The following is a 14,713-nucleotide window of genomic DNA, read 5'->3' on the forward strand; positions in this document are numbered from 1 at the left end:
TTCAGGAACGAAGATGTCTGATCCAAAACCGCTATTATTTGCCCTCTACGAACAAGCCAGCGTCGGCTGCGGCGGTGCGCCGAGCCTCTGGACGCACCCGGCCGACGAGCGCCTGGCAATCAACTCGCTGGGCTACTGGTCGAACCTGGCACGGATTGCCGACCAGGCCAACCTCGACATGCTGTTCTTCGGCGATGTGCTGGGTTTCTACGACGTGTTTGGCGGCAATGCCGACGCAGCGATGAAATGGGCCGTGGAAGCCCCGGCCAACGACCCGCTGATGATCATTCCGGCCCTGGCCGCGGTCACCGAGAATCTGGCCTTCGGCGTCACGGTCACCACCAGCTACGAACACCCCTTCACCCACGCCCGGCGTTTCAGCACCCTGGATCACCTGACCAACGGCCGCGTGGGCTGGAACATCGTGACCTCCTATCTGTCCAGCGCCGCCCGTAATTTCGGCCTTGAACAGATGATCAAACACGATGACCGCTATGAACGCGCCGAAGAGTTTCTCGATGTGGTGTACAAGCTCTGGGAAGGCAGTTGGGCCAACGACGCCGTGATCGCTGACAAGACCCGTCACCTGTATGCCCAAGGTGACCGGGTACGGCCGATCAATCATCTTGGCGAGCATTATCGAGTGGCCGGACCGCATCTGACCTCGCCGTCGCCACAGCGCACTCCCCTGCTGATCCAGGCCGGCTGGTCGGGTCGTGGTCGCGAGTTTGCCGCCAAGCACGCCGAGCTGATCTTCATCGCCAAATCCAACCCTCGGGAAATCCGCCAGGGTCTGGAAGATATATGGGCCAAGGCCCAGGCCCGTGGCCGTCAGCGCGAGGATGTGCGGTCCCTGACCGTGCTGCGCATTGTCACCGCCAGAACCGAGATCGAAGCCCAGCGCAAATATGACGTTCTGCAAAGCAACTACCATCTTCAGGCGCAACTGGTCAGTTACGCGGGCGATACCGGCATCGATATCAGCCGCTATGCCGACAACGAGGCCCTGTCGACCCATACCGAAGGCTTGACCTCCTATGTCATGCACCCCGATGGCAGTGGCAAGCCCTTGACCGCGGGCGATGTGAAGCAACGCTTTGCCAAGGTCACCCGCGGCAGCGACCTGATCCTGGTCGGCACCCCGCAGCAGGTCGTGGATCGGATCGAAGAGCATGCCCGTCTCTCCGGCACCAGCGGCTACATGATCAATCCGTTGATCAGTCCCGGCTCACTGGAGGATTTCGTGGAGTTGATCATTCCCGAATTGCGCAAGCGCGGCCTTTACAGAACCCAGCCGCACAGTGGAACCTTCCGCTCACGGCTGCGAGCGGACGGCGCCAGCCATTTGCCGGAGTCGGCTTACGGAGCCTCGTTCCGCTTCGACAATACACCACGCTGATCCCGATGAATCAGACCGTTCTACTGCGGGTACGGCTGGGAATGAACGACGTTGCTCGAGCGAAAGACCAGGCAACTGGCCGCCACTAGCACCCATGCCGCAACACCACCGTACAGCATGACCCAGCCGAACCCTTGCGCCAGTGCTGTGTTGGCGACATCAAGTGGAATCGCAGTCCTCTGAACAGTCTGCTCCACCCCTGCAAAGTTGCCGGCGGAAATACTCTCCGCCAGCAGCCTCAGTTGCACTCCCTCGGACAAGCCCGGCAACTGGTTGCGCAGGGAAGACAGAATACCTTCCACCAGAATGAACCCCATCAGGGCGATATTGATTGCAAGACTGATCATGCGCGCGCTGATATCGATGCCCGATGCCATGCCGGCACGCTCAACGGGCACCGATCCGGTGGTGGTATTGGTCACGGGCGTATTGGTCAACCCCAGCCCGGTCCCAGCGAGCAGGCAGCCCGGAAGCATCGTCAGCCAGCTGGCATCGGTGACACTGCTGCCCCATCTCATCAGCAGGAACCCCAGGCCAATGGTGAACAAGCCTGCGGGAATCACCACATCAGGTCGATAGCGCAGCGCCAACCGTTCTCCCAGCGGCGGAACCACGAGTGTCGGCAACGTATAGGCCAGCAATGCCAGCCCCGTGCCGACGCTCGCGTAACCCAGGCTATTCTGAAAATACAGAGGCAGGTAGATCATGAATGGCCAGAAGCTGAAGTTCATGCCCACCGCTCCCAGCAAAGCGCCCGAGAAGCGGCGAATGCGCAATACGGAGAAGTCGAACATGGGGGCGGCATAACGACGCTGCGCGACGACAAAGACAATGAAGCTGACCACCGCCACAATCAGACTGGCGATAGCCGAACCGTCGGAAAAACCCAAACCCGCGCCTTGAGTGATGAACCAGGAAGAACCCAACACTGCCAGCGACAATGAGATGATCCCCGGGATATCCAGCCTGCGACGTTCCGGATCGCGTGACTCGTCGACACCCGCGATCACCAGGGCCAGCGCGAGCACGGCCATTGGCGTATGCACCAGGAACACCCACTCCCAACTCGACAACGCCACGATAACGGCGCCGATAATCGGACCGAAGCCCAAACCGATGCCGAACACGATCCCCCAGGCACTGAACGCCTTGCCACGCACCGATCCCGACTGGAACCGCTGCGATAGCACCGCCACCTGACAGATCAACATGGCGCCACCGGACATACCTTGCAGGAATCGGCCGGCGATCAACACACTGGCGTTGTGTGCCAATCCGCAGACCAGAGAGGTCAGGCCGAAAAGCACCAGGCTAACGACGAACACCCGCTTGCGCCCATACCGATCCGCCAGTGTGCCGGTAGCCATCAGCACCGTGGTGCAGGCGATGGTGTAGGCATTCATGATCCACTGCAGCTCTTTGAAATCGCTGTGCAGAACCGACTCAAGCGTGGGCAGGATGGCCGGCACACTCGAGATTTCCAGGCCGAACATCAGCGAAGCCAAACAAACGGCGGCGATGGTGAAAACATCTTTTTGCGAAGAAGAGAGCGGCATCGTGATCTTCCAGATCCAGTTGATGGGCACTGGCAAGGCCCCCTGAATCCCCATCGGGGGAAGGTGCAATAGCCTCGCCAGCGTCACCCGGCACGAGTCCCAGTGACCGGCTGCATTCTGGAAACAATTAAAAAATGACAGAAATGATTTAATTTCGTACGTTTTATTAATATTCGTCATGAGTTGACTTAATGGACTTCGACCCCGCTCTTTTGCGTGCTTTTGTGGCGATCAAGGAGACCGGCAGTTTCACGCGCGCCGCGGAGCGGCTGCACTTGAGCCAATCAGCCATCAGTCATCAGATCCGACGCCTGGAAGAACAGGCCAATACCGCGCTGCTGGTGCGCACTACGCGACGCTTGACGCTGACAGAAGATGGAGAAGATTTTCTGCGCCATGCCGAGCACATCCTCAAGGCGCAAGACGCCCTCTCCCGACGTTTCGAGCCGTCCCCCGTATCCGGGGCCGTACGCTTCGGCGTACCGGAAAACTTCATCGGCGACGGCCTGCCGCCGTTACTCAGTCGGTTCGCCAGAAAATTCCCCGCCGTACGCCTGGATGTGACCGTCGGCACCTACCTTGATCTGCACGCGCTGGTGGATGCCGATGGGCTCGATCTGGCGGTGATCATGGCACTGCCAGGCGACCAGGTCGTCGGTACTGTACTGCGCGAAACCCGATTCGTTTGGGCGGCGGCGCAGACGTTCGAATGGACCGGGGATGCTGCCTTACCGCTGGCGTTTGCACCGGCCCCCTGCGTGCACCGCCAAGTGGCCGTCGATGCATTGGAACGTGGCGCCCTGGATTGGCGGGTTGCCTTCACCTCCCCGAGTCAACAAGGACTGCGAGCGGCGGTATTGGCGGGACTTGCCGTCACCGCCCTGCCGTTCGACGACCTGGCCCCCGGCATGGTGGTGATTGACGGCCAGTATGGCTTGCCACCACTGCCGGAAGCCGATTTCAGACTGATCTGGAGCATCACGGGAAAGACGCCGGCGGCCAATGCACTTGGGCAGCTACTGGTAGAGATGTCAGAGTCGCTATCAATCCAGAACACAAGCGCACATGACAGGTAAACACTTCAAAGTGATTCGCTGCATAAGCGATGGCGTGGAGGCCGTGGAAGCGGAAACCGACCGGGCCTTCGGACGCCATATGCATGAGCACTTCGGTATTGGACTGATCTCACGCGGCGCCCAGCAGTCGGCGAGCGGTCGCGGCAGGGTTGAGGCCATGGCCGGTGATGTCATCACCGTCAACCCTGGCGAGGTCCACGACGGTATCCCGATTGGAGACGGGGGCCGGCGCTGGCACATGCTGTATTTCGATCCCAAGTGGATCTCGGCGACTTTCGAGGAGATGGCGGAGAATGCGGGTATCCCGGCCCATGAATTCGCCTTTCCGGTCATTCGCGATACCCGAGCGGCGGATTCCTTTCGCGCCCTTTACCTGGCCATGGTCGACAACGGGGGCACGCCGGGCTCGTTGGAAGTGGACGAAACGCTGCTTTGTCTGTTCGATCACCTGTTGGAGCGAAAAAGCCCTGCATCGCGATCATGCAGCGGACGGATCACCCACGCGCAGGCCATGATCGACGACGACCCATTGGCATCGTTGTCGCTGTCGATGCTGGCGAAAGAGACTGAACTCAGCCGGTTCCAACTTGTGCGCGCCTTCGCGCGCCAGACCGGACTCACACCTCATGCCTATCTGTTGCAACGGCGTATCCAGCTGGCACGGCGCTTGATCGCTGCCGGCACTCCGCTGGCCGAAGCGGCGGCAGCCAGCGGCTTTGCCGACCAGAGCCATATGACACGACTGTTCGTGCGCAGTTTCGGTTTTTCGCCAGGTACCTACGCGAAGCAGGGCCGCTGACACGATCGGCCGGCCGCTGCAATTTCGTTCAAGAGCGAGATCCGTCCGACCGCCAGACTGATGCAGTCACTGTTGATCGGAGAACCCGCCCATGAAATCTGGCTATGCCCCTTCCACTCGCCACAACTCTCCCGCCCTGCCCAGCAGAGCGCGCCACGTCGAGGTCGGAATCGAATGACACTCGAATTTCTCATCACCTCACTGATCGTCGTCGCCTCGCCGGGAACCGGCGTGGTCTACACCCTGGCCGCCGGGCTCTCCCACGGGCGGCGAGCCAGTGCGGTCGCCGCCTTCGGCTGCACCCTGGGTATCCTGCCGCACATGCTGGCGGCGATCACCGGCCTGGCCGCCTTGCTGCATGCCAGCGCACTGGCGTTCGAGACCGTCAAATACCTGGGGGTTGCCTACCTGATCTGGATGGCCTGGAGCTCGCTTGGGGAACAGGGTGCGCTGCGGATCGAGCCGGATGCCGCGCCTCGTTCGAACGGCCAGGTGATCCTGTCCGGCATCCTGATCAACCTGCTCAATCCCAAACTCTCGATCTTCTTCCTCGCCTTCCTGCCACAGTTCGTCACGTCCGATGGCGCGTCCGCGGTACCGGGCATGCTGCAATTGAGCCTGGGGTTCATGGCGATCACCTTCGCGGTTTTCCTGCTCTATGGTGTGTTCGCCGCCTCGATGCGCCGTCATGTGCTCTCGAGCCCGGCCGTGCTGCGCTGGATGCGTCGCGGTTTCTGTGTCGCCTTCCTGGCCCTTGGGGCCAAGCTCGCCTTCATGCACACATGAACAGAAATGGATCGCCTATCGTCTGTTCGGCTTCTCCTGGGTTCTTTCTGGTCATGCTCTCGTGGAAAAGGCGTCCTGGATGAACTGCTCCAACTCACGCTCTTCGAGCAACTCGATGGAGAAGTGTCCAAAGCGCTTGGGTAGCCAGATGATCCGTACGCCGCTAGGCGATTGAAGGGCCTCGCGGGAAAGAGGCCTTCCGTTCTCATCCTCCGGCTGCACGCCGACGGCGACCAACTCGTCATAGGCCACCTCGATATCGGGTGTGGAGTAGCAGTGACGGTAGATCGTGCCCTCGCCGTTGGCGTCCATGAGGTCTCGCAGGTTCCCTGCGATGGGTTGGACCAGCATCACGCGCTCTGTTCCGAACATGACAATCGCATACCGCACATGGAGGCCGTCGCGCTCCCAGGTAAACGACTTCGAGATTCTGGCGCTGAAGACCTTGGCGTAGTAGGAACAGGCCACCTCAAGGTTTTCGACCAGAACATCCACATGGCTGAATTTCAGGTCCATTGTCTTTACTCTGTCGGGCGGAACAGCCAAAGCTCGGGGCTGCTCCGATGTCTATAAAAGCTGCCTTGGCGGCAGTGCGAAGTGGCCTGGAAAAGAAAAGCAAGCCCTTCATCCAGAAGCCATTGACGCAACCCGCCTGCAGGCGCTGAATTCTCCTGTAGTCACTACGGGGAGGACACCGTATGTCTAAGATAAAGATCTTGGCAGGAGATTTCCTTGATGGCCATGCAGAACATGAGGGGGGTTACATCATAGTAGAAACGGCTCTATACCCTTGGCCAGGGTTGAAGCTCCCCACCTCGGAAATTGCCGATATCAGGGCGGTCAGTGAGGCTTCACATCAGGGTATGCGAGGCACGATGAGCCTTAGCCTGGCAGGGGCAATGGTGCTTGGCCCGGTTGGCGCGATTGCAGGCCTGATGCTGGCCGACGAAGAGAAAGAGGTCACCTTTTCGCTGGACTTTAGAGATGGCAGATCGCTTCTGTGCGTGACCGATGGGCGTACTTATCGAGACATCGAAGCCGCTGCGGGCAAGCACGCGTTCTTCAAATGACTCAGATCGCAAAGCGGCAGCAACCCTACTCAGCTCAAGCCCGACCCAGTGTCGGGCTTGAGCTGAGCAAAGGCGATTCAAACCCTCATGCAGCGCTCATCTCCATTTCCGGACTTAAAGTACCCAACCAGGCAACCAGACACACGATGATGACTGCCATTGAGAACTCAAAGGTCATGCTGCGCCGCAAAGCGTTGACCGCGACAGAATACTCTCCCTTTCGAACTGAACGCTCCAATAGCGGACTTAGATGAAAACGATTGAGAATAGCCAGCACAATCATTGCGGAAAACAGTAGAACTTTCAAAAACAGCAATATGCCGTAAGTGCTCAGCATCACCTCATCGAAGGATGGACCTACGATAAAAAGGTAATTCACGACACCTGTGATACTCAGGACCACTACGATCAGCGCGCCAGCCGATTCGAACCCCGTCAGTACCCGAGCAAGGATTCGTGCCTCCTGCTCGCCCTTCAGTGATTTCAAACGCAGCAGTAGAGCGAACGCCGCGAGAGCTCCCAACCAGCCACCTGCGGCCAGGAGATGGAGGATATCGCTGGTAAAATGCCAATAGCGACGGCTACCTTCATCCATCGCACCATGCCCTGTCCACGCCAGGGTTGCCAGTGCAATGGCGCCGCATGCGGTGACGATCCAGAGGCTGAGCGCCGGAGAGCGCTTATTCAATGCGACGCCGATAATTGCCAATAGCAGAGCCGCTATTCGGACCATCCAGCTCAACCCGACATCAGTCCCCATGAGGACCATTTGAAAAATGTGGTGATGTAGCTCCATGAACCCCGACACACCGCTCATTGCTTTCGCAAGCAACAGTATGGCAGTAATGGAAAGCGCTACACCTGCCACAGTAGTGCCGTAAAGAAGCGACTCAAAATTCAAGACCGTGCCCGATGCTCTTTCCTTTCCCCTGAGACTGTACAAGCCAAAAATTGCCAATCCAAACAACAGCATCAAGTCAAAATAAAGAGCAAAGCGCACCACAATATTTACTGAGTCGCTCATGAATCACTTCACTTTGAACGAAAAGTTGCCGGTAATCGGGTGAGTGTCCGAGGAAACCGCACGCCATTCGACCTTGTAAGTACCCGTGGTCAATGGTGATGTAGGTGTAATAACCATCGTTTTCGGATCACCGCCACCCGAGACGCCTGCCTTAACGCCCATTGGAGAGTTTGGCATTCCAGGCATATCGGTCATGATCAGTTTTGCACCCGAGAACTGAGTCGTGAGATTCTCAGAAAAATGCAGCTCAATTTTAGAAGGCGCCGCCGCATCCGAACCTTCGGCTGGAGTGGAAGAAAGGAGTTTTGGATGTGCTTGAGCAACGGCACCCAGAAGCAAACCGGCGGTCAGCGTAACAACTATAGTGGTGGTTTTAAGGAATGACATGCAAGACTCCTCACAGCCTGAGCTGTTGGTTCGAGGTTTGGTTGGGGGTGGATCTAGTTTTTAGGTTCTTGTTAAAACCACAGACGAATACCCAGCGTATTCCGCGTCATGTTACGTACTTAACGCAGGAAAAATTGGCCAAGACTCCAGCGTCACAGTACGGATACACGATGCCACATGAACGCGCGCCGTTCGATTACATTTCAGTCAGCTTTAGATCTGCGCCCCGCTTACGCCTATGTCAAGAAGGAAGTCGCAACCTGACACAACGGTAATATTCACTTAAGGCTCCTGACAGGGGACGAGTTTTAAAGTTGTGTCGAGCCTCAAGCTCGCCCCCCAAGAATCATCATCCTGATGTGGATTCAAAGGGATAATCAAAACTCATCCGAGGATACCTAAATGAAATCCGTCAAAACCTTGCTTATTATTGCAGCCTTGACCGTCTCTTCTCTGGCGATGGCCGAAGGTGGTGGTGACCGGACATTCGGACGCATGGACGCGGCCATGAAAGACTCAATGGAATCGTACCAAGTAGCCCGAACTCAAGGTACACAACCTCCCGTCGCAGAAAGCAAAACCAAAGTGATGGACCACAAGAATTGCTGAATGGTCTGGCGCACAACCTGTATGAACCACTCACGGGTTGTTTCGCACAGTTTCCCTTTTGATTGATTGGGCATAAACGGCATGCACTCCAAAACCTCTAGGCGGACATTCGTCAAAGGCCTGGCCGCTGGTGGCATTCTCGGCGGTCTTGGCCTGTGGCGCACCCCGGTATGGGCAGTGACCAGCCCTGGTCTGCCGAGCGTACTGACTGGCAATGAGTTTGATCTGTTCATAGGTGAAACCCCGGTCAATATCACCGGCTCGCCACGCACGGCCATGACCATCAATGGCACTCTACCGGGCCCCCTGCTGCGCTGGCGCGAAGGAGAAACGGTCACGCTGCGGGTGAAGAACCGTCTGGACCAGGACACCTCGATCCATTGGCACGGGATCATTCTGCCGGCCAACATGGATGGTGTGCCGGGTTTGAGTTTCCACGGTATCGCACCGGATGGCCTGTATGAGTACAGATTCAAGGTTCATCAGAACGGTACGTACTGGTACCACAGCCACTCGGGCATGCAGGAACAGTCAGGCGTCTACGGTCCAATCGTGATCGACTCAAAAGAGCCTGAACCTTTCCAATACAACCGCGATTACGTGGTGATGCTGACCGATTGGACCGACGAGGATCCTGGTCGCGTCATGGCCAAGCTCAAGAAGCAATCGGACTACTACAACCACCACAAACGTACTGTTGGCGACTTCATCGACGATGTCAGCCAGCAAGGCTGGTCCGCGGCCGTGGCCGATCGGAAGATGTGGGCCGAAATGAAAATGAACCCCACCGATCTCGCAGACGTCAGTGGGGATACCTACACCTATCTCATGAATGGACTGGCCCCTGACGGTAACTGGACCGGGATTTTCAAACCGGGTGAGAAGCTGCGCCTGCGCTTCATCAACGGTTCGGCCATGAGTTACTTCGACGTCCGTATTCCTGGTTTGAAAATGACTGTTGTGGCCGCCGATGGCCAGCACGTCAACCCGGTCAGCGTCGATGAGTTCCGCATCGCCGTAGCAGAAACCTATGACGTGATCGTGGAGCCTGTCAGTGAAGAGGCTTACACCCTCTTCGCCCAATCCATGGATCGAACCGGTTATGCACGCGGAACCCTGGCGGTACGCAACGGGTTGAAAGCGCCGGTACCGGCGGTCGATCCCCGCCCTCTTTTGACCATGGACGACATGGGGATGGGCGGTATGGACCATGGCAGCATGGGCAGCGGAGACATGTCTGGCATGGCCGGTATGGACCACAGCAAGATGACCGGCATGGACAACGGTGATATGTCGAGCATGGCCGGCATGGACCACAGCAAGATGACCGGTATGGACAGCAGTGATATGTCGAGCATGGCCGGCATGGATCACAGCAAGATGGCCGGGATGGACCATGGCGATATGTCGGGAATGGCTGGCATGGGCGGCATGGGTGATATGCAGTCTCACCCGGCTTCCGAAACCAATAATCCCCTGGTAGATATGCAAGCCATGAGCACCACGCCAAAGCTCAATGATCCCGGCATTGGCTTACGAAACAACGGCCGTCGGGTGCTCACATATTCTGACTTGAAAAGTACTTTCCAGGATCCTGACGGCCGCGAACCCAATCGCACCATCGAGCTGCATCTGACCGGTCACATGGAGAAATTCTCGTGGTCGTTCAACGGCATCAAATTCTCCGACGCCGAACCGTTGCGCCTCAAGTATGGCGAACGTCTGCGCATCACGCTGGTGAACGACACCATGATGACCCACCCCATCCACCTCCACGGCATGTGGAGTGACCTTGAGGATGAGAACGGCAAATTCATGGTACGTAAACACACGATCGACATGCCGCCCGGAACCAAGCGCAGCTATAGGGTCACCGCCGATGCCCTGGGTCGCTGGGCCTATCACTGCCACCTGCTGTTCCATATGGAAATGGGCATGTTCCGTGAAGTACGGGTTGATGAGTAAAGGAGATTGAGATCATGACCAGTAAGCTTTTATGCCCTGCCTTGATTGCACTGGCAGTCTCCACCAGCCCTGCTTTCCCTGGCGTGGCCAACGCCGCTGAAGAGATGGATCACGGTTCGATGGGAACCATGGATCACAGCAGGATGAACATGGACCAGGGCCAAATGGACGGTATGGAGAGTATGGATTCAGGAGCGACCACCACGAGCCGTACCCCCATTCCCGCACTGACCGACGCTGATCGTGCAGCCGCCTTTCCACCGGTGGCGGGTCATGGCGTCCACGACAAAAAACTCAACGCCTTCATGCTGCTGGATAAGTTCGAGTACCAGGATGCTGACAACGGCAGCGCACTGAGCTGGGATGCAAAGGGATGGATCGGTGGAGACGTCAATCGTCTTTGGCTGCGTTCGGAAGGTGAACGTACCCATGGTGCAACCGAGAGCGCCGAACTCCAAGCGCTTTGGGGGCACTCGATCGGTCCGTGGTGGGATGTCGTCACCGGTTTACGCCAAGACTTCAAACCCGGCTCACCACAGACTTGGGGGGCTCTTGGCATTCAGGGCATGGCCCTCTACAACTTCGAAACCGAAGCAACCGTCTACATCGGTGAGAACGGTCAGACCGCTGCTCGGTTCGAGGGTGACTACGACATTCTGCTCACCAATCGCCTGATCTTGCAGCCGACTGCGGAAGCGAATTTCTACGGGAAAAACGATCCTCGGCGCGGCATTGGCTCGGGCTTGGCGAATACCGAAGTGGGCTTGCGCCTGCGCTATGAAATTGCCCGCGAATTTGCCCCCTATATCGGGGTGACTTGGAATCGCTCCTACGGCAAGAGCACCGACCTGGCCGAAGACGAAGGACAAAAAACCAACGAGGCTCGATTTGTAGCCGGTATTCGGATGTGGTTCTGAGTCATTTGTCTGAGCAACACCCTCAAAGCAGGCGCCGATCAGATCATCGCTGAATATCCTGGAACCTAATCTGAATGTGGCTACTGGTGGGCCACAACCGACTTGGCGGGAGCAGGCCTCTATTTACCCTGCCCCCTCGCCAACAGCAAGCCCAGTGCCGCACATGACAGCAAGGTCAAACCCAGAGCCTGGGACCAGGCGGCGAGCATCATCCCGACGCCAATCAGCAGGTAATACAACAAGCCGAACAGCGCACCGGCGGTACCCAATCGATCACCGTAGTTCGACAGAGCCGAACCGAGGATATTGGGAATCGCCATGCCAAACGCCAACACCACCGGCAGCATCGCCAACACGAACAGGACACTGCCTTGCATCAGCCACACGCCAGCCCCACCCAATAATCCCGACAACGCAGCGATACGGATCAACCGCGCACTGCCGAACCCTCGGCGCAACAGACGCTTGTTGAACCAGGCGCCAAGGCCGGACCCCAGGGCCAGAATCACGCCGCTGTAACCGAACGATTGCCCGCTCAAACCCAGGTCTTCAAAGATGAACGGTGCGAGGCTGTAGTAGCTGAACAGCGCGATGTTGAACAACGCCACCAAGAGCGCCGAACGCCAGATATCAAGGTCTTGCAGCATGCGCCACAGCGTCTCGAACACTCCGACAGCAGCCAGGTGATGAGGTCGGGTTTCTGGCAGTGCTCGCCAGGACCACAAGCACAACCCCAGGGATAGCAGCAGCAGACACCCCAGCACGCCTCGATAGCCGAAGGCGTGCACCAGGCTCGCGCCACCGAACAGTCCGATCGCCGGGCTGGCGGCCAACGCAACGCCCATCAGCGAAAATATCTGCGCCAGTTGCGCACCGTTGAAGCGGTCACGCAACAGGGTCTGCGTGACCACCGAACCCACCGCGGCAGCAAACGCGGCCAACGCCTGGGCGACCAACAAGGTATCGAAGGTGCGGGAGGTCAGCGCGAGTATCGATGCCACGGCGTAAAGCGAAAGACCGATAAGCATGGAGGGTCGTCGCCCGATCCTGTCGCACAGGCGCCCCCACACCACCACGCCGAATGCGAACGACAGGAAGTAGACCGAGAGGGTTTGCGCTGCCTGCTGCGGCCCCACGGCAAAGGCCCGGCCGATATCCGCCAGCGCTGGGCTGTAAAGGGTTTGCGCGAGTTGCGGGAACATTAATAGCGCAATGGCCAGCACCACCAGCCTTTTAGACTTCATCAGCACTTCACTCGCCAGAAAAAACAGGCGCCCAGTTTGAAGCCTGCCAAGTGGCGTATTATCAAAACCAGGACAATTAATCCTTGAAATCGGACAATCGATGGCCTGGCTCAACGCCCATGCAGCTTTCAACCCCGACCACTACCCGGCGCCGGTCATTGGCATTGCCGCCACCCTGGGCGATCACGACTCCGGCCTCCATCAGCATCAACGAGGTCAGTTGCTGTTTACCCATCAGGGCTGCACGCGCATCACGCTGGCGCAGCACTTGTGCCTGCTACCGCCGTCCCGTGCGGCCTGGATACCTTCGGGGGTGGCTCACCGCGCCGTGATGCAAAAGGCCGTGGACTATCGATCGATTTATCTGTCATCCGAGCTGTGCACCGAACTGCCGCAACAGGTCTGCGTGATCGAAGTCAGCCCATTGCTACGGGCAGTACTGGAGCCGATCGCTGCTGCCGACTTCGACACCGATTGGCGGCAAGGCAAATTCGTTCATTTGCTGGGACTGTGCCTCAGCGAAATTCGTGACGCGACGCAACAACCCATGCTGTTACCCCTGCCCCAGGACAGACGTTTAAAGCCACTGCTGGCAATGCCCGAACAACTGCCACCGACCGTCCAGGTACTCGAGCGGCAAATCGGCGCCAGCAGCCGGACCATCGGCCGCATTTTCCAGCGCGAGACCGGCATGAGCTATCAGCAATGGCGCCAACAGTGGCGCTTGATGCGTGCCATCGAGCTGCTTTCCACCGGGCGCAGCCTCAGCTACAGCGCTTTCGAATTGGGCTTTTCCAGCGATAGCGCGTTCATTGCATTCTTCAGGGACCTGACTGGCACTACCCCTGGAGCCTGGCAGAAATGATCGATTCGATCAAAAACAAACAATAACGCTCACAAAAATAATTTCATTGATTTTTTTAGTCATTTTTTACTTGCCATTCATGATCGAATCGATCACTCTCGCTCCAATTACAACAAAACAAGAGCGCCCTTCATGAAATTCCACGGCATCGTTCCCGCCTTAGTCACCCCGTTTACCGCCGACCAGCGCCTGGACGAAAAGGCCTTGCGCGGCCTGGTCGAAAGCCTGATCGAAGCCGGTGTTCATGGCCTGTTCGTGCTAGGCACCAACGGCGAGTTTTTCGCCCTGTCCGACGAAGAAAAACTCGAAATCACCCGCATCACCCTCGACGCCTCGGCGGGCCGCTTGCCCGTCATGGTCGGTACCGGGGCGTTCAGTACCCGCGAAGTGATTGAAATGAACAAACGCGTCGAAGGCATGGGCGCCGACGCGTTGTCCGTCATCACCCCGTACTTCAATGCCGTCAGCCAATCGGAACTGATCAAGCATTACGAGGCCATCGGCGACGCCACCTCGCTCCCGGTGATGATGTACAACATTCCGGCCAAGACCGGCATGTCCATCGGCCTGGGCGCCGTGGCCACCTTGTCCAAGCACCCACAGATCAAGGGCATCAAGGACAGCGCCGGTAACTTCGACAACCTGGTGCAGATGATCAAATACCGCAGTGACGACTTCGCGGTCTTCGCCGGTACCGACTCCCTGATCTACTGGAACCTGCTCGCCGGTGGCGACGGTGCCGTGGCCGCCACCGCCAACGCCGTGCCGCATGTGGTCATGTCCATCTGGAACAACTTCCAGGCCGGCAACCATGAAGCCGCCAAGGCCGCTCAGGAACTGCTGCGTCCGCTGCGCGATGCCTTCGCGATGGGCACCATGCCCTCGGTGCTGAAAAAAGCCACCGAACTGTTGAACGTGCCGGTCGGTCCCTGCCGCGCCCCGGTCGAGCCCCTTGATCCGGCGGCCGTGCAGAAACTCGCAGAGCTGTTGGCTGTTTATCGCCACACCGCCTGAGG

General features: G+C 58.1%; 15 protein-coding genes. 10 read left to right on the top strand and 5 right to left on the bottom strand.

Features of this window, described 5'->3' with window-relative positions; genetic code table 11:
• Positions 1 to 13: 13 nt before the first annotated feature.
• Positions 14 to 1,399: an LLM class flavin-dependent oxidoreductase gene (locus tag UCMB321_RS16890; protein ID WP_040068890.1), complete on the top strand. Its 1,386-nt coding sequence runs from the start codon at positions 14 to 16 to the stop codon at positions 1,397 to 1,399.
• A gap of 20 nt (positions 1,400 to 1,419) precedes the next feature.
• Here the strand turns inward: UCMB321_RS16890 and UCMB321_RS16895 are convergent, their stop codons facing one another.
• Complete coding sequence (locus UCMB321_RS16895; RefSeq protein WP_040069031.1) at positions 1,420 to 2,955, bottom strand: MFS transporter; 1,536 nt, start codon at positions 2,953 to 2,955, stop codon at positions 1,420 to 1,422.
• Between the two features lie 191 nt (positions 2,956 to 3,146).
• Here UCMB321_RS16895 and UCMB321_RS16900 point away from each other — a divergent pair, with 191 nt between their 5' ends.
• From UCMB321_RS16900 to UCMB321_RS16910, 3 genes are all read left to right on the top strand, one after another.
• Positions 3,147 to 4,031, top strand: coding sequence for a LysR family transcriptional regulator (locus UCMB321_RS16900; protein ID WP_040068892.1), 885 nt, complete (start codon positions 3,147 to 3,149; stop codon positions 4,029 to 4,031).
• A gap of 43 nt (positions 4,032 to 4,074) precedes the next feature.
• The gene (locus UCMB321_RS16905; RefSeq protein ID WP_245220818.1) at positions 4,075 to 4,830 is read left to right on the top strand and encodes an AraC family transcriptional regulator; all 756 of its coding nucleotides are present in this window, start codon (positions 4,075 to 4,077) and stop codon (positions 4,828 to 4,830) included.
• 174 nt (positions 4,831 to 5,004) lie between these two features.
• Positions 5,005 to 5,616, top strand: a complete 612-nt coding sequence (locus tag UCMB321_RS16910) for a LysE family translocator (protein ID WP_040068896.1) — start codon at positions 5,005 to 5,007, stop codon at positions 5,614 to 5,616.
• 51 nt (positions 5,617 to 5,667) lie between these two features.
• Here the strand turns inward: UCMB321_RS16910 and UCMB321_RS16915 are convergent, their stop codons facing one another.
• The gene (locus UCMB321_RS16915) at positions 5,668 to 6,132 is read right to left on the bottom strand and encodes a VOC family protein (RefSeq protein WP_040068898.1); all 465 of its coding nucleotides are present in this window, start codon (positions 6,130 to 6,132) and stop codon (positions 5,668 to 5,670) included.
• Between the two features lie 182 nt (positions 6,133 to 6,314).
• On the opposite strand from UCMB321_RS16915, the gene UCMB321_RS16920 reads away from it, so the two are divergent.
• Positions 6,315 to 6,686, top strand: a complete 372-nt coding sequence (locus tag UCMB321_RS16920; RefSeq protein WP_040068900.1) for a hypothetical protein — start codon at positions 6,315 to 6,317, stop codon at positions 6,684 to 6,686.
• Between the two features lie 85 nt (positions 6,687 to 6,771).
• Here UCMB321_RS16920 and copD read toward each other — a convergent pair whose 3' ends face one another.
• Complete coding sequence (gene copD, locus UCMB321_RS16925; RefSeq protein WP_040068902.1) at positions 6,772 to 7,710, bottom strand: copper homeostasis membrane protein CopD; 939 nt, start codon at positions 7,708 to 7,710, stop codon at positions 6,772 to 6,774.
• A 3-nt stretch (positions 7,711 to 7,713) separates the two neighbouring features.
• Positions 7,714 to 8,097: a copper homeostasis periplasmic binding protein CopC gene (copC, locus tag UCMB321_RS30190; protein WP_084615081.1), complete on the bottom strand. Its 384-nt coding sequence runs from the start codon at positions 8,095 to 8,097 to the stop codon at positions 7,714 to 7,716.
• A gap of 402 nt (positions 8,098 to 8,499) precedes the next feature.
• Here copC and UCMB321_RS16930 point away from each other — a divergent pair, with 402 nt between their 5' ends.
• The 3 genes from UCMB321_RS16930 (at position 8,500) to UCMB321_RS16940 (ending at position 11,588) form a co-directional block, all read left to right on the top strand.
• Positions 8,500 to 8,706, top strand: a complete 207-nt coding sequence (locus UCMB321_RS16930; protein WP_040068905.1) for a co-regulatory protein PtrA N-terminal domain-containing protein — start codon at positions 8,500 to 8,502, stop codon at positions 8,704 to 8,706.
• Between the two features lie 81 nt (positions 8,707 to 8,787).
• Entirely contained in the window at positions 8,788 to 10,671 is a 1,884-nt protein-coding gene (locus tag UCMB321_RS16935; RefSeq protein WP_040068907.1) for a copper resistance system multicopper oxidase, read from the top strand.
• A gap of 14 nt (positions 10,672 to 10,685) precedes the next feature.
• On the top strand, positions 10,686 to 11,588 hold the full coding sequence (locus UCMB321_RS16940; protein ID WP_040068910.1) for a copper resistance protein B: 903 nt from the start codon (positions 10,686 to 10,688) through the stop codon (positions 11,586 to 11,588).
• Positions 11,589 to 11,707: 119 nt separating this feature from the next.
• Here the strand turns inward: UCMB321_RS16940 and UCMB321_RS16945 are convergent, their stop codons facing one another.
• Positions 11,708 to 12,832, bottom strand: coding sequence for an MFS transporter (locus tag UCMB321_RS16945; protein WP_040068912.1), 1,125 nt, complete (start codon positions 12,830 to 12,832; stop codon positions 11,708 to 11,710).
• Between the two features lie 100 nt (positions 12,833 to 12,932).
• Here UCMB321_RS16945 and UCMB321_RS16950 point away from each other — a divergent pair, with 100 nt between their 5' ends.
• Positions 12,933 to 13,697, top strand: coding sequence for an AraC family transcriptional regulator (locus tag UCMB321_RS16950; RefSeq protein ID WP_040068914.1), 765 nt, complete (start codon positions 12,933 to 12,935; stop codon positions 13,695 to 13,697).
• A gap of 132 nt (positions 13,698 to 13,829) precedes the next feature.
• Entirely contained in the window at positions 13,830 to 14,711 is an 882-nt protein-coding gene (gene dapA, locus UCMB321_RS16955; RefSeq protein ID WP_040068916.1) for a 4-hydroxy-tetrahydrodipicolinate synthase, read from the top strand.
• The last annotated feature ends 2 nt before the right edge of the window (positions 14,712 to 14,713 follow it).

It is taken from the genome of Pseudomonas batumici (assembly GCF_000820515.1).
GTDB classification, from domain to species: Bacteria; Pseudomonadota; Gammaproteobacteria; order Pseudomonadales; family Pseudomonadaceae; genus Aquipseudomonas; species Aquipseudomonas batumici.